Source organism: Archangium sp., assembly GCF_057119385.1.
In genome coordinates this window covers 16322-34486 of record NZ_DBNGVP010000076.1, presented here as the reverse complement: position 1 = coordinate 34486, position 18165 = coordinate 16322, and the positions used below count along the sequence as shown (strand labels likewise).

At 69.4% G+C, this 18165-nt stretch carries 18 protein-coding genes; 14 read left to right on the top strand and 4 right to left on the bottom strand.

Going from position 1 to position 18165, the window contains the following annotated elements; genetic code table 11:
- Window positions 1-157 precede the first annotated feature (157 nt).
- The gene (locus AC16DP_RS18335; protein ID WP_329725788.1) at window positions 158-319 is read left to right on the top strand and encodes a hypothetical protein; all 162 of its coding nucleotides are present in this window, start codon (window positions 158-160) and stop codon (window positions 317-319) included.
- Window positions 316-1116 carry a hypothetical protein gene (locus AC16DP_RS18330; protein ID WP_329725787.1) on the top strand — a complete coding sequence of 267 codons (801 nt, stop codon included), beginning with the start codon at window positions 316-318 and terminating at the stop codon, window positions 1114-1116. The genes AC16DP_RS18335 and AC16DP_RS18330 overlap by 4 nt, the downstream gene beginning before the upstream one ends.
- Before the next feature lie 11 nt (window positions 1117-1127).
- Here AC16DP_RS18330 and AC16DP_RS18325 read toward each other — a convergent pair whose 3' ends face one another.
- Both AC16DP_RS18325 and AC16DP_RS18320 read right to left on the bottom strand, forming a co-directional pair.
- On the bottom strand, window positions 1128-1850 hold the full coding sequence (locus AC16DP_RS18325) for a hypothetical protein (RefSeq protein WP_329725786.1): 723 nt from the start codon (window positions 1848-1850) through the stop codon (window positions 1128-1130).
- A gap of 132 nt (window positions 1851-1982) precedes the next feature.
- Window positions 1983-2327 carry a hypothetical protein gene (locus tag AC16DP_RS18320; protein WP_329725785.1) on the bottom strand — a complete coding sequence of 115 codons (345 nt, stop codon included), beginning with the start codon at window positions 2325-2327 and terminating at the stop codon, window positions 1983-1985.
- 145 nt (window positions 2328-2472) lie between these two features.
- Between AC16DP_RS18320 and AC16DP_RS18315 the strand changes: the two genes are divergently transcribed.
- The gene (locus AC16DP_RS18315) at window positions 2473-4278 is read left to right on the top strand and encodes an acyl-CoA dehydrogenase family protein (protein WP_329725784.1); all 1806 of its coding nucleotides are present in this window, start codon (window positions 2473-2475) and stop codon (window positions 4276-4278) included.
- 21 nt (window positions 4279-4299) lie between these two features.
- On the opposite strand, the gene AC16DP_RS18310 is transcribed toward AC16DP_RS18315, so the two are convergent.
- Both AC16DP_RS18310 and AC16DP_RS18305 read right to left on the bottom strand, forming a co-directional pair.
- Entirely contained in the window at window positions 4300-5022 is a 723-nt protein-coding gene (locus tag AC16DP_RS18310) for a PilZ domain-containing protein (RefSeq protein ID WP_329725783.1), read from the bottom strand.
- 87 nt (window positions 5023-5109) lie between these two features.
- The gene (locus AC16DP_RS18305; RefSeq protein WP_329725782.1) at window positions 5110-5718 is read right to left on the bottom strand and encodes a hypothetical protein; all 609 of its coding nucleotides are present in this window, start codon (window positions 5716-5718) and stop codon (window positions 5110-5112) included.
- 270 nt (window positions 5719-5988) lie between these two features.
- Between AC16DP_RS18305 and mraZ the strand changes: the two genes are divergently transcribed.
- The 11 genes from mraZ to murG are packed head-to-tail and all read left to right on the top strand — an operon-like array spanning window position 5989 to window position 18162.
- A complete protein-coding gene (mraZ, locus tag AC16DP_RS18300) occupies window positions 5989-6438 on the top strand; it encodes a division/cell wall cluster transcriptional repressor MraZ (RefSeq protein WP_329725781.1) in 450 nt (149 codons plus the stop codon).
- A 47-nt stretch (window positions 6439-6485) separates the two neighbouring features.
- Window positions 6486-6863: an STAS domain-containing protein gene (locus AC16DP_RS18295; protein ID WP_329725780.1), complete on the top strand. Its 378-nt coding sequence runs from the start codon at window positions 6486-6488 to the stop codon at window positions 6861-6863.
- A complete protein-coding gene (gene rsmH / locus AC16DP_RS18290) occupies window positions 6820-7779 on the top strand; it encodes a 16S rRNA (cytosine(1402)-N(4))-methyltransferase RsmH (RefSeq protein WP_329725779.1) in 960 nt (319 codons plus the stop codon). The genes AC16DP_RS18295 and rsmH overlap by 44 nt, the downstream gene beginning before the upstream one ends.
- Window positions 7776-8186, top strand: coding sequence for a cell division protein FtsL (ftsL, locus tag AC16DP_RS18285; RefSeq protein ID WP_329725778.1), 411 nt, complete (start codon window positions 7776-7778; stop codon window positions 8184-8186). Before rsmH ends, ftsL begins: the two co-directional genes overlap by 4 nt.
- A gap of 11 nt (window positions 8187-8197) precedes the next feature.
- Complete coding sequence (locus AC16DP_RS18280) at window positions 8198-10204, top strand: penicillin-binding protein (protein WP_329725777.1); 2007 nt, start codon at window positions 8198-8200, stop codon at window positions 10202-10204.
- A 49-nt stretch (window positions 10205-10253) separates the two neighbouring features.
- A complete protein-coding gene (locus AC16DP_RS18275; RefSeq protein WP_329725776.1) occupies window positions 10254-11771 on the top strand; it encodes a UDP-N-acetylmuramoyl-L-alanyl-D-glutamate--2,6-diaminopimelate ligase in 1518 nt (505 codons plus the stop codon).
- 21 nt (window positions 11772-11792) lie between these two features.
- A complete protein-coding gene (locus AC16DP_RS18270) occupies window positions 11793-13193 on the top strand; it encodes a UDP-N-acetylmuramoyl-tripeptide--D-alanyl-D-alanine ligase (protein WP_329725775.1) in 1401 nt (466 codons plus the stop codon).
- Window positions 13194-14375 (top strand): phospho-N-acetylmuramoyl-pentapeptide-transferase, encoded by a 1182-nt coding sequence (gene mraY / locus AC16DP_RS18265; protein WP_329725774.1) that lies wholly within the window; start codon window positions 13194-13196, stop codon window positions 14373-14375.
- Window positions 14376-14397: 22 nt separating this feature from the next.
- Window positions 14398-15774, top strand: coding sequence for a UDP-N-acetylmuramoyl-L-alanine--D-glutamate ligase (murD, locus tag AC16DP_RS18260; protein ID WP_329725773.1), 1377 nt, complete (start codon window positions 14398-14400; stop codon window positions 15772-15774).
- A gap of 4 nt (window positions 15775-15778) precedes the next feature.
- A complete protein-coding gene (gene ftsW / locus AC16DP_RS18255) occupies window positions 15779-16948 on the top strand; it encodes a putative lipid II flippase FtsW (protein WP_329725772.1) in 1170 nt (389 codons plus the stop codon).
- Window positions 16945-18162, top strand: a complete 1218-nt coding sequence (murG, locus tag AC16DP_RS18250; RefSeq protein WP_329725771.1) for an undecaprenyldiphospho-muramoylpentapeptide beta-N-acetylglucosaminyltransferase — start codon at window positions 16945-16947, stop codon at window positions 18160-18162. Before ftsW ends, murG begins: the two co-directional genes overlap by 4 nt.
- The last annotated feature ends 3 nt before the right edge of the window (window positions 18163-18165 follow it).

The window sequence follows — 18165 nt, the reverse complement described above, 5'->3', positions numbered from 1 at the left end:
ATCCGGGCGTCCAGCCGGGCGGGCGCCCCGGGGCCCGGAGGGATGGGGAGGGTCTTTTTCCGCTACAGGACGCCACAGGTCCGAAGCGCCGGGAGCCCTCTGGCGCGTGGGCTCCGGGTATCATGCGCCGCTCAACACTTGCCCGAGGTTCCTCCTGGTGAACGCCTCCACCGCGGATGCCAGCCGCTTCCACGACATGGTGCTCTTCAAGGACGCGAGCACGGCCGCGCTGCATGCCGCGCAGGCGGGACTCGCCCGGCAGGAGTGCGTCACCGCCGCGTTTGCCCCGGCGGCGCGTGTGGAGAAGGACGCGCCATGAGGCTGAGGTGGGTGCTGGGGCCGGTGGTGGTGCTGGCCATGGGGTGCACGGAGGAGAAGCCGGCCGAGCCGCTCTCGTCGCTCAAGCCGGCGCCGCTCCCGGCGCTCGTCGCGGAGGAGGACGCGCGCTTCCAGGTGGCTCCGGCCGAGGTGTATGGCGAGCCCGTGCCCGGGAAGGTGTTGCGGGTGGAGCTGGCGGGAGAGGCCGTGCGGCTCGGCGGGGAGCGGTTCGTGCCCTCCAAACCCGAGGACCAGGCCCGGCTGCGCGAGCGGGTGAAGGAGCAGGGCGTGCTGCTCGTGCCGGACGCGGACACGTTCCTCGCGCAGACCTCCGAGCTGCTCGCCGTCCTGCGTGAGTCCGCGCGCGAGGTGTGGCTGCTCCACCCGGACGCCCCGGTCGCCTACCCGCTGGTGCTGCGCGACGAGCAGGGCTTCCAGGCGTGGCTGGCCGAGGCCGCTCCCGGCAAGCTGCGCATCATCCAGCGGCAGGACGGCTTCGAGCTCACCACCAGCGTGGGGAAGCTGCCGGGCCCGGACGCCAACGGGCCTTCGGTCCCCGTGCGCGGTGGAAGGCAGGACATCGCCACGCTGCGCAAGGGGCTCGGGAGGTTGAAGGGGCGCTTCACCACCTCCGAGGACATCTGCCTCGTGCCCTCGTTCGGCACGGAGCTGGCGCAGGCGGCGCGGGCGCTCGGTGGGGTGTACGCGGCGCCCGGCGAGCCCTACTTCGAGACGCTGTGCTTCATCTACCCGACGCCCCGGGCGCCCGCCGTGGCCGGGGCTCCGGCGGGACAGTAGGGCCCGGGCCGCTACTCGATGGGCATGGGGACCCGCAGCTCGGCGACGAAGTCCGCCTCGCATTTCGTGAAGCCCTCGCAGGACTCCAGTCCCGCCTGACCCCTGGCGGTGACGCGGAGCGTGAAGTCGCCGGTCTTCCGCACGTCCAGGATGAAGCGGATGTGGTTGGCGTCCAGACGGACGCCCTGCATCGTATAGGTGTCTTCCTCTCCCTCCGGCGTCCCGTCCAGCCGGAAGGCGACCTGCGCGCTCTCCAGGACGTCGCTCACCGGCAACCACTCGATGTCCACGGCCGACCCGTTGCGGAGCGAGGTCTGCTCCGTGCCATTCACCTTGACCCGCATGCTGCGCGTGGCGTGGAGCTGCTTGAAGGCGGCGCGCAGGGTCGACTTGCCATCCGTGAGGACGTAGTCCGTCAGGGACTCCTCGGTCGGACTCGCGGGGCCCTTGAACCGGGGGAATTCGCAATCGAAGAAGCCACTGGGGGTGTCGTAGGACTCGCCCCGCTTCTCCAGGGTGAAGACCTCTCCGTTGACGGTGAGGGTGGTGTCCGTGGGGATGCGGTAGCACGAAGAGCCCGCGGGGCTGTCGTACTGGAGCAGGACGGTCTCGTCACCCGCGCCGTCGTAGAGGGCGTGGAAGGTCAGTCCGGGGATGTCCTTCAGGTCCCGGTCGAGGGTGGCGGGTTTGCAGGCGGTGAAGGCCAGGGCGAGGAGCGGCACGAGTTTCTTCATGCCCGCGTTTCCTAGCAGAGATCTCCGGCCCGTCTCCGGGGATGAGCAGCCGTGGCGCGTGGCCCGCGGCTGGCTCGTAGGGCAGCGTACAGGGGAGGCCGCGCGGCTCGGGGCGCACGGCCTCGGGGGCGCTCAGTTCGTGGCCACGCAGACGGAGCCGGGATTGCCCCGGAAACCGCCCTCGCACTTGTAGCCCGTGCGGCAGTCATCGTTCGAGCGGCACTTCAGGAAGCAGGCGGACACGTCCTCCGCGTAGCCCTGGCTCACACAGCTGCTGCCCGTGGGGCAGGTCTCGTCCTTGCCGGGCACGCAGGACTGCGAGCAGTAGCCTCCCGGCGTGAAGGTCTGATTGTTGATGCAGAAGCCCTTGTCGCCACAGTCGGCGTCCGTGGTGCAGGCGTCGCCCACCGTCGCGCCACAGCCCACGAGTCCCACTCCCAGCAGCACGGCTCCCAGCACGTTCCAGCGCAGCTTCATGGCGTCACTTCCTCCGCGAGTCCAACTCGGTTGAGAAGGGGCGGGCCTGTGGCTACTACCGCCCTGATGCACCGCGCCATATCTTGCCCGGCGCGGTGGCACAACTGCCTCCCGAGCGAGGAGGCGACCTCCTGGAGGATTCCGAATGGCAGCAGTGCTCGAGCAGCCCCGTTCCGGTGCGGTCCCCGTCGGGGGTGCCTTCCTGTTCAACGATGTGGGCTCGGTGCGCATCACCACGCCCGAGTTGTTCACCGAGGAGCAGCGCCTCTACCTGAAGACGGCGCTCCAGTTCTCCACCGAGCAGGTGCTCCCCCAGGCCGAGAAGATCGAGGCCAAGGACAACGCGCTGCTGCGCGACCTGCTGCGCCGGGCTGGCGAGCTCGGCCTGTTGATGATCGACATCCCCGAGGCCTACGGCGGCCTGGGCCTGGACAAGACCACCTCACTGCTCATCGCCGAGGCCATGAGCCTGCAGGGCTCCTGGTCCGTGTCCTTCGGGGCGCACACGGGCATCGGCACGCTCCCCATCGTCTGGTTCGGCAACGAGGCCCAGAAGCAGAAGTACCTGCCGAAGCTGGCCACCGGTGAGCTGGTGGCTGCCTACGCCCTCACGGAGCAGGGCAGTGGCTCGGATGCGCTCGGGGCCAAGACGAAGGCCGTGCTGTCTCCGGACGGCAAGGAGTGGAGCCTCAACGGCTCGAAGCTCTACATCACCAACGCGGCGTTCGCGGACGTGTTCGTGGTGTTCGCCAAGGTGGACGGCGACAAGTTCACCGGCTTCATCGTGGAGCGCGGCACGCCCGGCTTCACCGTGGGGCCCGAGGAGCACAAGATGGGCATCCGTGGCTCCTCCACGTGCCCGCTCTACTTCGAGGACGCGCGGATTCCCCGCGAGAACCTGCTCGGCGAGGTGGGCAAGGGGCACAAGATCGCCTTCAACATCCTCAACTATGGCCGGTTGAAGCTGGGGGCGGGGGTGCTCGGTGGCATGAAGCTGCAGCTGCGCAACGCGCTGCTCTTCGCGCAGGAGCGCAAGCAGTTCCAGACGGCCATCGTGAGCTTCCCGCTCACCCGGGAGAAGCTGGCGCGGATGACCACGCTCATCCACGCGGTGGAGAGCATGACGTACCGCACATCGGGCCTGGTGGACGCGGTGCTGGCGGGGGCGGACAAGTCGGCGGCCGACTACCCGGCGCGCCTCATCGCGGCCATCGAGGAGTACGCCATCGAGTCCTCCATCATGAAGGTGTACGGCTCGGAGGCGCTCGGGTACGTGGCGGATGACGCGGTGCAGATCCACGGCGGCGCGGGCTACATCGAGGAGTACCCGGTGGAGCGGGCGTACCGGGATGCGCGCATCAACCGCATCTTCGAGGGCACCAATGAGATCAACCGGATGCTCATCGCGGGGATGCTGCTCAAGCGCACGATGAAGGGCACGCTGCCGCTCTTCGAGGTGGCGCAGGCGGTGGACGAGGACCTGGGGGCGGGGCGGCTGCCGAAGGCGCGGGTGCAGGACGAGCTGGCCGCGGAGGAGCAGGCGGCGGAGAACCTCAAGCGGCTGGCGATTTATGCGTTGAAGGTGGCGGCGGAGACGTTCGGGGCGGAGATCGAGCAGCGCCAGGAGGTGCTGGCGACGGTGGCGGACATCGTGATGGACGCGTACGCGCTGGACTCGATGGTGACGCGCACGAGGCAGGCGGCGGTGGACGGGAAGCTGGACGCGGTGCGGGTGGCGATGGCGCGGCAGTACGCCACCGAGGCCAACGTCCAGTCCTACGCCCGGACCCGGCGCGCGCTGTGTGCCACCGTGAAGGGTGACACGCTCAAGGAGCACCTGGCGAAGGTGGCTCGGCTGGAGCTCTTCACGCCGTACGATCCGGTGGAGCTGCGCGAGACGATCCTCCAGGCCGTGGAGAAGGCCAGCGGCTATCCGTTGTCCGCGGTGTAGGGCCCGGAGGAGCGTTACCGCTCACGGCATGCGCATCACCGCGTCCATGCCGAAGCAGACGCGGGCGCGCCAGGGCGGAGGCGGCATGGACTCGAGCGACAGCAGCTTCTCCAGCCGCTCCGCCGACTCCGGGCTCAGGGTGCCGAAGGTGACGCCGAACGTGGGCAGCACCTCGGGCCCTCCCGCCGACGTCCACGCGATCTCGCCGTGCAGCATCATCGGACCCAGCGCCAGGTCCATCTCCAGCATGAAGGGCATGCCCACCTTCACCGCGGCCGGCAGCGCGGGCGCCTCTACCTCCAGCCCCACGCCTCCCCGCGACAGGTCGCGCACGAAGAAGGGCGGCGCGAAGGGCGTCTCCTCCTCCATCGCCGGCAGGTGCAGCGGGATGCGCGGGTAGCGGCGCAGCTTCTCGAACTCCTGCAGATCGAAGATGCGCTGCAGCACCGCGTCCAGTCCGCCCCGATCCTGCCCCGGGTCGTACTTCACGGTGATCATGTGGCGCCCGTTAGGCTGCGGTGTCACCCGCACCACCTCGCCCACCACCTCCACGGGCGTGGCCACCCCGGGGTTGTGCATCTCGAAGACGAAGCGCGTTCCCACCGGCAGGCTCTTCTGCGTCTGCAGCGTCACGCCTCCCCGGCCGATGCTGCGCGTGTACTCGCTCAGCAGCGCCTCGGGCTTCTTGTAGGCCACCTTGAGGCGTACCTCGCCCTGGGCTCGGTTCGTCGCGGTCTGGCTCATGGCAGCGGTACTCCCCTGGAATGGCGTGGCAAGGCCGGGCCTCCAGTTTGGAAGTCCGGCCTCGGAAAAGCGACAGCGGGCGGGCAACTAGGCCTTCGGCAGCTCGCCAGCAACGATGGAGAGGGTGTCCTGGGTGTACACGTGGCTGCCCTCCGACGTCTTGATGCTGCCGTCGAGCACCATCGTCACGTTGCCGGAGTGCGCCGAGGTGGCGGTGAGCGCCATGGTCAGCGCCACGTCCGCCTCGATGTAGTCGGAGATCTCCCCCTCGATGGTCAGCCGGCCCTTCATCGTGGTGATGACCGACAAGCCGGTGAAGTCCGGGTGCAGGTCGAAGCGCATCGCGTACACCATCTTGCCGTTGTACTCGTTCTTCCCGTCCTCGTTGCAGCCGTCGTAGGTGACGTCGTAGTTGAAGGTGCCGGTCTGGCCGGAGTTGGTCAGATCCACGCTCCATTTCACCTCTCCGCCCTTGTAGCAGGGGTGGGAGTCGGAGACCGTGAGGGCGCCGCTGGCCAGGGCCTGGCGCACCAGGGCGTTCGCGGACGTGTTGCCGTTGCGACCCACCGGCTGGGAGGCCTGGAACGCGGCCTGCGCCGCCCCCTTCTCACCACCCCCCAGCTTCGCGCCGCCTCCGCAGGCCACCAGGCCCAGGGTCATCGCGGCGAGCATCGTCAGACGAGTCAAGCGGGTCATGTGTCCACCTTACGTTTTCGAGTGAGGGCCCCGCTCCCCCGGCCAGGACGCGAGGCGTGAGCGGCCCTGCACAGGCGCTCAGCGGCGGCAGTTATGCAGAGTCGGGCCCCTCTCGTCCATGTTTCCCCCGTGTGACACGGGCCTGTACGCGCCTGTTGCATTTCTTGACCGGGTAGGGGGCCGCGCGTATTTTCCGCCGCCCAAGTGGATCGGAGTGGGAAGGGGTGGCGTAATGTGGATCGGCCGGGCTGACAAGGTGGACTTCTTCGCGTGTTCCGAGGCGTCTATGAGCACCAGATCGACGCGAAGGGGCGCACCAGCCTCCCGGCCCGGCTGCGCGAGACGCTCGTGGGCTCGTACGACGAGCGCCTCATCATCACGACGGCGTTGGACCCCTGTCTCCATGCCTACCCGGTGCGCGAGTGGGAGCAGCTCGAGGCGGCGCTCGCCAAACGTAACCCGATGGAGCCAGGGGTGAAGACGCTCATGCGGCTCTACGTGGCCAGCGCCCAGGAGTGCCCGCTCGACAAGCTCGGGCGCGTGCTGATTCCGCCGTCGCTGCGCTCCCACGCGGGGTTGGACAAGGACGTGGTGTGGGCGGGGATGGTGAAGGTGATCGAACTGTGGAGCCGCGAGGGCTGGGCCAGAGCCCAGGAGGAGGCCCGCAAGGAAGCCTCCAGCGCGGACGTCATGCGCGTGCTCACCGAGCTGCGCCAGTAGTGGGCTGAATTTTCGACGGGAAGCGGGAAACCCGGGAAGGTGGTGTCATGAACCAGGCAGCCGAAGCACAGGGCATCCGCGCGGTCTCCAGTGGGCGCGTGGAGACCCTCATGCTCGAGGGGGAGCTTCTGGAGAAGGACCTCACCCAGCTCTGCGAGCAGCTCGGGCTTCGCATGCAGCGGGGCCTGCGCAACGTGGTGTTGGATCTCGCCGAGGTGCGGCACCTGGACTACCGCGGCGTGAAGCCCCTGGTGGCCCGTGCCGAGGCCTTCCGCAAGGCCGGCGGAGACATCAAGCTGTCCGGGCTGTCTCCCTACCTGGCCGCGATCCTCCGGGCCGCGGGGGCTCACGATGTCTTCGAGCTCTACCCGCATATGAACGATGCCCGGGCCGCCTTCGCGCTCGCGCGGGCCCCGTTCGTCTAGGCGCCCCTTGGCTGACTTCAGCCATCAGACCGTCCTCCTGAGTGAATCGGTGGACGTCCTTCGACCGGGAGCGGGGAAGGTGATCATCGACGGCACACTGGGTGGTGGGGGTCACTCCGAGGCGCTTCTCGCCCGGGGTGCGACCGTCCTGGGGGTGGACCGGGATCCGGTCGCGCTCCAGGCCGCCCGCGCCCGGCTCGCCGCGTACCCCGCCTTCAGCGCCCGGCAGGGCAACTTCGGGGACCTGCTCGAGGTGGCCTCGGACCTGCTGCCGGTGGATGGCGTGCTGGTGGACCTGGGCGTGTCCTCGCCCCAGCTCGACGTGGCCGAGCGCGGCTTCTCCTTCCAGAAGGAGGGCCCGCTGGACATGCGCATGGGTGACACGGGCTGCACCGCCGCCGAGCTGATCGCCGAGGAGGACGAGGCGCAGCTGCGCCACATCCTCGAGGAGTACGGCGAGGAGCCCTTCGCCCGGCCCATCGCCCGGGAGCTGAAGCGCGCGCTGCCCACGCGCACCCTGGAGGCCGCCGAGGCCGTCAAGCGCGCCGTGCCCCGCAAGGCCTGGCCCAACAAGATCCACGTGGCCACCCGCACCTTCCAGGCGCTGCGCATGGCGGTGAACCAGGAGCTGGAGTCCCTGGAGTCGCTGCTCGCCGCGCTGCCCCGGCTGCTGAAGGTGGGGGGCCGCGCCGCCGTCATCTCGTTCCACTCGCTCGAGGACCGCAAGGTGAAGGAGACCTTCCGGGACATGGTGGGCAGCTGCAAGTGCCCTCCCGGGTTTCCGGTGTGCGTCTGTGGCGGCCAGGGAGATTTCGCCCTGGTGTCGCGCAAGGCCATTGCCCCCTCGGACGAGGAGATTGCCGCCAACCCCCGTGCCCGGAGCGCGCACCTGCGCGTGGTGGAGAAGATCCGATGAGCCGCATCAAGCCCGTGTCCCGTGGCAGTGGGAGTGGAGTGTCGGTGGGCCAGGTGCTGCTGCACCTGCTGCCCGCGGTGTTCCTCTTCGCCCTCTTCGCCGCCGTGGGCTTCGTCCACGTGACGAGCCGCGTGCTGGTGGTGGACATGGGCTACCGCCTCTCCAAGGCCGAGGCCGAGGAGCGTGCCCTCATCCGGGAGAATGATCGGCTGAAGCTGGAGCTCGCCACGCTGAAGAACCCGGCGCGGCTCGAGAAGCTGGCGCGTGAGAAGCTCGGCATGTCCATGCCCGCGGGCTCGCTCGTCATCGCGCTGCCGGCGGAGATGCCGGGCAAGAAGCGCAACGCCCGCGTGGAGGCCCGTGACGCCCGGAGCGTCCGCGTGGCCGAGCGCGGTGCACCGCACTGAGGGGACTGGCCGTGAGGGACTTCAAATCAGCGCGGGCGCCCGAGCCCAACCAGAAGTGGCTGCGGCTTCGCGTGAAGCTGATGGCCTGCTTCTTCGTCCTGCTGCTGATGGCCGCCTTCGGCCGCGCCGTGCAACTCCAGGTGTTCGAGCGCGACAAGCTGCGCGGGCTCGCCCAGGACCAGTACGTCCGCCAGATAGAGATCCCCGCCCGCCGGGGTGACATCTTCGACCGCCGTGGCACCCCGTTCGCCCAGAGCGTGGAGGTGGACTCCATCTGGGTGGACCCCTCCATGCTGCCCGATGTGAAGCAGGCCTCGCGCTTGCTCGCCAAGGTGCTGAAGCTGGACGTGGAGGACCTGCAGGCCCGGCTCACCCGCGCCAGGCGCTTCGCCTGGGTGAAGCGTCAGGTGACGCCCCGCGAGGTGGAGGCGGTGAAGGCCCTCGGGCTGCCCGGCTTCGGCTTCACCAAGGAGCCCAAGCGTTTCTACCCGCAGAAGGAGCTGGGCGCGCACGTGGTGGGCATGGTGGGCCTGGACGGCCACGGCCTCGAGGGCCTGGAGCTGGCTTTCGAGGACGAGCTGTCCGGCCAGAACTCGCGCCTGTCCGGCTTCCGCGATGCGAAGGGCCGCAAGCTGCTCGTCTCCGGCGCTCCGGACACCATCGAGCGCCAGGGCGCCTCCGTCACCCTCACCATCGACCGGCACCTCCAGTTCGTCGCCGAGCGCGCCCTGAGCCGCGCGGTGGAGGACGCCAAGGCGGTGGCCGGCATGGCCATCGTGTTGGAGCCGAAGACGGGGGAGATCCTCGCCATCGCCAACCACCCGCGCTTCAATCCCAACGCCCCCGAGAAGGAGGCGCGTGCCAGCATGCGCAACCGCGCCGCGCTCGACGTCTTCGAGCCCGGCTCGACGATGAAGGCCTTCGTCGTGGCCAGCGCGTTGGATGAAAAGGTCATCAAGCAGGACGACCTGTTCTTCTGCGAGAACGGCGCGTGGACCATCGGCCGGCACACCATCCACGACACCCACCCGCTGGGCTGGCTCACCCCGCAGCTGGTGCTGCGCGAGTCCTCCAACATCTGCTCCTCCAAGATTGCCCAGCAGCTGGGCCGCGAGCGGATGGTGAAGGCCTACCGGGACTTCGGCTTCGGCGAGCGCACCGGGCTGGCGCTGCCCGGAGAGGGACGGGGCTCCATCCCGTTCCCCAAGGCGGAAGTGTCGCTGGCCACACAGTCCTTCGGGCAGGGCATGAGCGCCACCGCCGTGCAGATGGCCGCCGCCTGGGGCGCGCTGGCCAACAATGGCGTGCTGATGCGCCCCTACCTCGTCTCCAAGGTAGTAGACCCGGACGGGGTGGTGCTGCTGGAGAACCGGCCCACCGAGGTGCGCCAGGCCGTCTCCGCGGCGACGGCGAAGAAGGTCGTCTCCATGCTCGAGAGCGTGGTGACCAAGGAGGGGACCGCTCCCAAGGCCGCCATGGAGGATTACCGGGTGGCTGGCAAGACGGGCACCGCCCAGAAGGCGGATCCGGTGGCCCGGGGGTATTCCGACAAGCGGCTCGCCTCCTTCGTGGGCGTGGTACCGGCCGAGAATCCTCGCGCCGTCATTCTCGTGATTGTGGACGAGCCCAAGACGGACGTGTACGGGGGAAGCGTGGCCGCCCCCGCTTTCAAGGAAATCGCTACCGCCGCCATGGCCCACCTGGCCGTCCCTCCCTCTCGAGAGGTGCCGCTGCCGCCCACCGCCATGCCGGTGGCGGCCGCCCAGCCCCCTCCCGCGAGCGCGGAGACGGCCCGGCCCGTGGTGTCGGAGGCTGTCACCGAGAACGTGGAGCCTGGCTCCGTCCGCGTTCCGGATGTCGTTGGTCAGGCGGGGCGCGAGGCGGTGACGAAGCTGCTCTCCTCGGCCCTGGAGCCTCGATTGTTAGGTAGTGGACGCGTTGTTTCGCAGAGTCCCGCCGCCGGTGCGCTGGTGGAGAAGGGTGCGCGAGTGACGCTGGAGCTGGCGGCGCGGCAATGAGGCCGCGGGACAGCTCAGCCTCGCTGCGGCTGCATGTGAAGGGGAAACGATGAAGCTGACGGATGTCCTTGCAGGGTGTGGTGCCGAGCAGACCTCGGGCGGCCGGACCCCGGCCGATGTGACGGGGGTGTCGCAGGACTCTCGCAAGGTGAAGCCGGGCGACTTGTTCGTCGCCGTGCCGGGTACGAAGGAGGACGGCGCCCAGTTCGTGGGTGAGGCCGTGTCCCGCGGGGCCGTGGCGGTGGTGTCGGAGAAGTCCCTGTCCTCGCAGGTGCCCTTCTTCAAGGTGTCCAACGCCCGCAAGGCGCTGGCACTCATCGCGGCCAATTACCATGGCCGGCCCGCCGACAAGCTCACCATGCTGGGGGTCACGGGTACCAACGGGAAGACGACCACCACCTATCTGCTCGAGGCCATGGCCACCGCGGCCTACTCCTCGACGGGGGTCATCGGCACGCTGGGTTACAAGGTGGGGGGCCAGTTCCACCCCACGGCCCACACCACGCCGGACCCGCTGGAGTTGCACCGCATCCTCAAGGAGATGGTGGACGCGGGCATCGAGACGGTGGTGATGGAGGTGTCCAGCCATGCGCTGCTGCAGGAGCGCGTGCACGGCATCACCTTCAAGGCCGCCGCCTTCACCAACCTGACGCGCGACCATCTCGACTACCACAAGGACATCGAGGAGTACTTCCAGGCCAAGCGGAAGCTCTTCGTGGAGAACCTGTCCCAGACGGGCGTGGCGGTGGTCAACGGCGACGACACCTACGGCACCCGCATCTACAACGAGCTGCGCGGCCAGAAGCGCATGGCGTGGAAGTTCAGCCGCCTGGGCAACGGGGAGATCTCCGCCACGGACGCGTCCTTCAGCCTGCAGGGCATCAAGGGCGTGCTGAAGACGCCGGCCGGTGACATCCCGGTGAAGAGCCGGCTGCTGGGGCCGCACAACCTGGAGAACATCCTCGCGGCGGCGGGCCTCGCGCTGGGCGCGGGCTTCGCGCGGCGCAAGGACGTGCAGCTGGGCATCGAGCGCATGGGTGGCGTGCCCGGCCGCATGGAGCGGGTGGAGAACCACGGCCCCGCGCAGGCTCCGGCGGTGCTGGTGGACTACGCGCACACGGATGACGCGCTCAAGCGCGCGCTCGAGGCGGCGCGGGCCATGGCCAAGGGCCGCGTCATCGTGGTGTTCGGCTGCGGTGGGGACCGGGACCAGGGCAAGCGTCCGCTCATGGGCACGGCGGCCGCCGAGGCCGCGGACCTGGCTGTCGTGACGAGCGACAACCCGCGCACCGAGAATCCCGAGGACATCATCTCGCAGGTGACGCCGGGCCTGGAGAAGAGCGGCATGCGCCGCATCTCCGCGGGCAAGGCGAAGAGCGGGGAGAAGGGGTACCTCGTGGACGCGGACCGCAAGGCCGCCATCGAGACGGCCATCTCCCTGGCGAAGGAGGACGACGTGGTCCTCATCGCCGGCAAGGGCCACGAGACGTACCAGATCATCGGTACCGAGAAGCGCGCCTTCGATGACCGCGAAGTGGCGGCCCGGGCGCTCGCCATCCGCACCTGACGGAGAGCGCGGACCCTCTCTATGCCCGTACGATTCTCGGACGAGCAGGTGGTGCAGGCGACCGGGGCCACCCGTCGCGGCGGTACGCCCGCGGCGGAGTTCCCGGCCGTCTGCACCGATACGCGGGCCCTGGTGCCCGGGTGCCTCTTCGTGGCGCTGCAGGGCGAGCGCTTCGATGCACACGACTTCCTCGCGCAGGCCGTCAGGGGTGGGGCGGCCGGCGCCGTGGTGAAGAAGGGCAGGGCGCTTCCCCCACTCCCGGAGGGCCTGGCTCTCTATGAGGTGGAGGACACCCTGGCGGCGCTCGGAGGGCTGGGGCGCGCGCACCGCGAGCGCTTCCGGATTCCGGTGGGCGCGGTGGGTGGCTCCAACGGGAAGACGACCACCAAGGAGATGGTGGGCGCCATCCTGGCCGTCCGGGGTCCCGCGCTGAAGACGGAGGGCAACCTCAACAACGAGGTGGGGGTGCCCCTGACGCTGTTCCGCCTGGAGCCCTCGCACGTGGCGGCCGTGGTGGAGATGGGGATGAACCGTCCCGGGGAGATGGAGCGGCTCACCCGCGTGTCGAAGCCGGACGCGGCCGTCATCACCATCATCCAGCCCGAGCACCTGGAGGGACTGGGCAGCATCGAGGGCGTGGCCGAGGCGGAGGGCGAGATGTTCCGCGAGCTCCCGCCCGAGGCCGTGGCCGTGGTGAACGTGGATGACCCGCTGATTCCGCCGCAGGCGGCGCGCAGCCGGGCGAAGAAGCTCACCTTCGGCCGGGCCGCCCACGCGGACGTGCGGCTGGCGGGCGTCACGCCGCGAGGCCGCGAGGGTCTGGCCGTCACGGTGCACTACCAGGGGAAGGACTGGCCGGTGAAGCTGTCCTTCATCGGCGAGCACAACGCCCTCAACGCCACGGGGGCCTTCGCGCTGGCGGTGGCGCTCGGGTACTCCCCCGAGGAGTGCGTGAAGGGCCTGGAGGCGGCGAGGCCGTATGCGCGCCGGCTCAACGTGGTGGACGGCCTGCACGGCATCACCGTGGTGGACGACTGCTACAACGCCAACCCGGCCTCCATGGCGGCGGCGCTGGATACGCTGCGCTCGCTGGTGCAGCCCGGTGGCCGGAAGGTGGCGGTGCTCGGGGACATGTTGGAGCTGGGGCCCGGCGAGCTGGAGGAGCACACGGCGCTGGGCACGCTGGCGGCGGGCAAGGCGGAGCTGGTGGCCTTCTTCGGGCCGCGCTCGCGCAAGGGTTACGAGGCGGCGGGGCTGGGTGACAAGGCGGCGCACTTCACCGAGGTGGAGCCGCTGCTGGCCTGGCTGCAGCCGCGGTTGAAGGCGGGCGACGTGGTGCTGGTCAAGGCGAGCCGTGGCATGCGGCTCGAGCGGGTCGTGGCGGGCCTCACGGGTGCCGCCGCGCCTGGAGGTAGCCACTAGGTGCTGCTCCTCATCTACGAGTGGATTCAGGGCACGGAAGGCGCGCGGCTGCTCAACTTCCTGCGCTACCCCACCTTCCGCATCGTCGCGGCGGCGGTGGCCTCGCTGCTGCTGGGCATGTTCGTGGGCCCGCGGCTCATCGCCCGGCTTCGCCTCAAGCAGCACGGGCAGAGCAACGTGCGCGAGGACACCCCGGACACGCACCAGAAGAAGAAGGGCACGCCCACCATGGGTGGCGCGCTCATCCTCATGTGCATCGCGTTCGGCACCTTCATGTTCGCGGACCTGAAGAGCCGCGCGGTGTGGGCGGCGCTGGTGCTCACGATGGGCTACGGCTTCATCGGCTTCCTGGACGACTGGCTCAAGCTGTCCAAGCGCAACTCCAAGGGGCTCGCCGGCCGGTACAAGATCGTCCTCCAGACGGTCTTCTACCTGGTGGCCGTCTTCGGGATCATGTGCGCGTGGACGGGGCCGGATGGCGCCTTCACCGGGCCCAGGCTGCTCATCGACACGAAGCTCACGCTGCCCTTCGTGCCCACGCGCTGGTTCAACCCGGACTTCGGCTGGTTCTACGTCTTCTTCGCGTGGATCGTCGTGGTGGGCACCTCCAACGCCGTCAACCTGACGGACGGTCTGGACGGCCTGGCCATCATGCCCACCATCATCGCGGCCTCCACCTTCGCCATCCTCTGCTACGTGGCGGGCTCGTTGACGCGCATCGCCGACGTGGAGACGGTGAACGGCGTGACGCGGCTGGTGGGTGTGCCCCTGTGGCGCTACCTCGGCGTCCCCGAGGTGCCCGGCGGCGCGGAGCTGGCCGTCTTCTGCGCCAGCATCGTGGGTGCCGGCATCTCGTTCCTCTGGTTCAACGCCTACCCGGCCTCCGTCTTCATGGGGGACATCGGCTCGCTCGCGCTGGGCGGTGCCCTGGGCGGGCTGGCGGTGCTGTCCAAGAACGAGGTGGTGTCCGCCATCATCCACGGGGTCTTCTTCGCGGAGATCCTCAGCGTGATGATCCAGGTGACGTCCTTCAAGCTCACCGGCAAACGTGTCTTCAAGATGGCGCCCGTGCACCATCACTTCGAGCTGAAGGGCATGGCCGAGCCGAAGATCATCGTCCGCTTCTGGATCGTCGCCATCCTCTGTGGAGGCGTGGCGATTCTGTCGCTCAAGCTTCGGTAGGCAGTGTGGAGGGGTGGCGCGCATGACGCCCGACCTGAAGGACCGGAAGGTAGTGGTGTATGGGCTCGCCAAGAGCGGGCTGGCCGCCATCCGCCTGCTGCAGGCGAAGGGCGCGCGGGTGACGGCGCTGGACGCTCGCACCGAGGAGGCCCTGGGCGACACGGCGCGCGAGCTGAAGGCGCAGGGTGTGACGCTCGTCACCGGCCCCACGCCGCCGGGGCTGCTGGAGTCGCAGCAGCTCGTGGTGGTGAGCCCGGGCGTGCCGCTGGCGCTGCCGGACATCCAGAAGGCTCGCGCCGCGGGCGTGCCCGTCTGGGGCGAGGTGGAGCTGGCCTGGCGCTACCTCTCGAACCTGCCGCTCATCGGCATCACCGGCACCAACGGGAAGAGCACCACCACGGCGCTCACCGGGGAGCTCTTCTCGCGCAGCGGCCGGCGCACCTTCGTGGGTGGCAACCTCGGGCGCCCGCTGGCCGAGGCGGCCCTGTCCCCCGGTGACTGGGACGCGCTGGTGGTGGAGCTCTCCAGCTTCCAGCTCGAGGGCATCGACACCCTGCGGCCCCGGGGCTCCACCCTCCTCAACCTCACGCCGGACCACATCGACCGGTACGCGAGCCACGAGGCCTACGGCGAGGCCAAGGCCCGCATCTTCCGCAACCAGGCGCAGGGTGACTTCGTCGTGGTGAACGCGGACGACGCGCACGTGCTGCGGCTGGCCGAGGCGGCGAAGGTGCCCGTCTACGGCTTCAGCCTCACCGGGCGTCCGGTGGCCGCGGCGCCGAAGCTCGCGGGCATGGCGGTGGTGCAGCCCGGCGGCTTCCGTTTCGAGGGGGCAGGGGACAAGGGCGAGTCCTTCTCCCTCACCAACCGCGCGCTGCGCGGGGCCCACAACGCGCAGAACGCCATGGCGGCGGCGCTGCTGGCGCGGTTGGCCGGCGTGGCGCACGAGGCGGTGCAGGCCGGACTGGACAGCTACCCGGGCCTCCCCCACCGGTTGGAGAGCGTGCGCGTGCTGGATGGCGTGGAGTGGGTGAACGACTCCAAGGCCACCAACGTGGACTCGGTGCTGGTGGCCCTGCGCGCCTTCCAGAAGGACGTGCTCCTCATCGCCGGTGGCAAGGGCAAGGGCGCTCCCTACCAGCCCATGGTCGACGAGGGCCGCGGCAAGGTGAAGGGCGTGCTCACCATCGGCCAGGACGCCGGGACGATCGCCCAGGCGTACGAGGGCAGCTGTCCCGTATACGCCTGCGAAACGCTCGCGGAAGCTGTACGGCGGGCCAAGGCCCTGGCAGGATCCGGCGACACTGTACTTTTGTCGCCCGCATGCGCTTCCTACGATCAATTCCAGAACTTCGAGCACCGGGGCGACACGTTCAAACGCCTCGTGAGGGAGCTCTGAGCCCATGAAGGCCATCGCCGCTCCGTCCTCCGCCCCGGTGCGGTTCGACCCGCTGCTCCTGTGCGCCGTGTTGTCGCTCGTCTCGCTCGGCCTGGTGATGGTGTACTCGGCGAGCGCCGTCATGGCCCAGGACAAGCTGGGTGACAGCCTCTACTTCCTCAACCGGCAGCTGATGGCGGCCGGCATGGGCGTGGTGGCGATGGCGGTGGGGATGAAGCTGGGCTGGCGCCGGCTGGCGCGGCTCGCGTACCCGCTGCTGCTGGTGACGCTGGTGCTGTTGGTGCTGGTGCTCATCCCGGGCGTCGGCACCACGGCGGGCGGCGCGCGGCGGTGGATCCGCTTCCCGGGCTTCGGCCTGCAGCCCGCCGAGGTGGCCAAGTTCGCCTGGGTCGTCTACCTCTCCTACTCGCTGGCCAAGAAGCGCGAGAAGGTGGCGAGCTTCTCCGTGGGCTTCCTCCCGCACCTGATGCTGTGCGGCCTGCTGGTGGGCCTGTGCATGTTGCAACCGGACTTCGGCAGCTCGGTGCTCCTGGTGTTCCTGCTCTTCGCGCTCCTGTTCGCCGCGGGCACGAAGCTGAGCTACCTGGTGGGCTCGGTGCTGCTGGCGCTGCCCCTGGCGTACGCGGCCGTGGCCACCAGCCCCTACCGCATGAAGCGCGTGTTGGCCTTCCTGGACCCCTGGGCCCACCGCCACGACATCGGCTACCAGGTGGCCGAGTCCCTCATGTCCATCGGCTCGGGCGGCCTCACCGGCCTGGGGCTGGGAGATGGCCGGCAGAAGCTCTTCTTCCTCCCCGAGGCCCATACGGACTTCATCTTCGCCATCATCGGCGAGGAGCTGGGGCTCGTCGGAGTGGTGCTGCTGGTGTCGCTCTACGGCATCGTCATCTGGCGCGGCATCCGCGCGAGCCTCGCGGCGCCGGAGGCGTTCGGCACGTACCTGGGCCTGGGCCTCACCTCCATCATCGCCTTCCAGGCCACGGTCAATATGTGCGTGGCCATGGGGCTGTTGCCCACTAAAGGACTGACGCTTCCCTTCGTGTCCTACGGAGGCACCTCGCTGGTGGTGCTCATGGGGGCGGCCGGTGTATTGCTCTCGCTCAGTGCCAGCGCGGAAGGTGCTGGCAACCGGACCCTGCGCTCCGGCGGTGACATGAGGGAGGTGGCGGCGTGAAGGTGCTCATCGCGGGAGGCGGTACGGGCGGTCATCTCTACCCGGGCATTGCCCTGGCCGAAGAGGTGGTCACGCGCCATCACGCCAACAAGGTGGTCTTCGTGGGCACCGAGCGGGGCCTCGAGGCCCGCGTGGTTCCCCGTGAGGGCTACCCGCTGGAGACCATCCGGGCGCAGGGCCTCAAGGGCAAGGGCCTGGTGGGCCTCATCAAGGGCCTGCTCGCGCTGCCCATGGCCTTCATCGAGTCCATCCGCATCCTCCAGCGCCAGAAGCCGGACGTGGTGGTGGGCGTGGGCGGCTACGCCAGCGGCCCGGTGGTGCTCGCCGCGGCGCTGATGGGCATCCCCACCGCCGTGCAGGAGCAGAACGCCCTGCCGGGGCTCACCAACAAGGTGCTCGGGAAGTTCGTGCGCGTCGTCTTCACCGCCTTCGAGGACGCCGCCCGCTTCTTCCCCTCGCGCAAGGTGCAGCTCGTGGGCAACCCCATCCGCCGCAAGCTGATGGAGAACTTCCTGCGCTCGCGCGTGGCGCACGAGAAGTTCGCCCTGCTCGTCTTCGGCGGCAGCCTCGGCGCCCGCGGCATCAACCAGCGGATGATCGACGCGCTGGACCACCTCCAGGACATCAAGGACCAGCTCCACATCATCCACCAGACGGGCAAGAACGACCTGGAGACGGTGCGCAAGGGCTACGCGGACAAGGGCTTCGACGGCCAGGCCCAGGTGGTGGAGTACATCGAGGACATGTCCAGCGCCTACGCCAAGGCGGAGCTCGTCGTCTGCCGGGCGGGCGCCACCACGCTGTCCGAGCTGACGGTGGCCAAGAAGGCCAGCATCCTCATCCCGTTCCCCTTCGCCACGGACAATCACCAGGAGGTGAATGCCCATGCGCTGGTGAAGGCGGGCGCGGCCCTCATGTTCCGCGAGTCGGAGCTGACCGGGCAGCAGCTGGCCACGGAGATCCGCCGCCTCAAGGACAACCCCGAGGCGCGCCGCCAGATGGAGAAGAAGGCGGGCCTGCTGGGGCGCCCCGAGGCCGCCAAGGAGCTGGCGGACGTGCTCGTGGACCTGATGGTGAAGACGTATGGGCCCTACGGCCGGGCCGAGGCCCGCGGCGAGGACCCCAACCCGAAGAAGCCCAAGAAGTCCAACGGCGGCGAGAAGCCTCCCGGCGGTGGCGAGACGCAGCCGGGCGGCAACGAGAAGCAGGTCTGAGGA